Annotated in this window: 1 rRNA gene; it reads right to left on the reverse strand. The window is 53.8% G+C overall.

Annotated features, from left to right (window positions below):
* Window positions 1-868: ribosomal RNA gene (locus tag OGV94_RS00085) — 23S ribosomal RNA — on the reverse strand; the annotation flags it as partial.

Here is an 868-nt window from a genome sequence, read left to right on the forward strand (position 1 = left end):
CCGCCTACATGCTTAAACCGGGACAACCGTCGCCCGGCTAACATAGCCTTCTCCGTCCCCCCTTCGCAGTAACACCAAGTACAGGAATATTAACCTGTTTCCCATCGACTACGCCTTTCGGCCTCGCCTTAGGGGTCGACTCACCCTGCCCCGATTAACGTTGGACAGGAACCCTTGGTCTTCCGGCGTGCGGGTTTTTCACCCGCATTATCGTTACTTATGTCAGCATTCGCACTTCTGATACCTCCAGCATGCCTCACGACACACCTTCAACGGCTTACAGAACGCTCCCCTACCCAACAACACATAGTGTCGCTGCCGCAGCTTCGGTGCATGGTTTAGCCCCGTTACATCTTCCGCGCAGGCCGACTCGACCAGTGAGCTATTACGCTTTCTTTAAATGATGGCTGCTTCTAAGCCAACATCCTGGCTGTCTGTGCCTTCCCACATCGTTTCCCACTTAACCATGACTTTGGGACCTTAGCTGGCGGTCTGGGTTGTTTCCCTCTTCACGACGGACGTTAGCACCCGCCGTGTGTCTCCCGTGATAACATTCTTCGGTATTCGCAGTTTGCATCGGGTTGGTAAGTCGGGATGACCCCCTAGCCGAAACAGTGCTCTACCCCCGAAGATGAGTTCACGAGGCGCTACCTAAATAGCTTTCGGGGAGAACCAGCTATCTCCCGGTTTGATTGGCCTTTCACCCCCAGCCACAAGTCATCCGCTAATTTTTCAACATTAGTCGGTTCGGTCCTCCAGTTAGTGTTACCCAACCTTCAACCTGCCCATGGCTAGATCACCGGGTTTCGGGTCTATACCCTGCAACTTAACGCCCAGTTAAGACTCGGTTTCCCTTCGGCTCCCCTAT

Source organism: Citrobacter sp. Ce006, assembly GCF_030336535.1.
Lineage (GTDB): Bacteria > Pseudomonadota > Gammaproteobacteria > Enterobacterales > Enterobacteriaceae > Citrobacter > Citrobacter europaeus.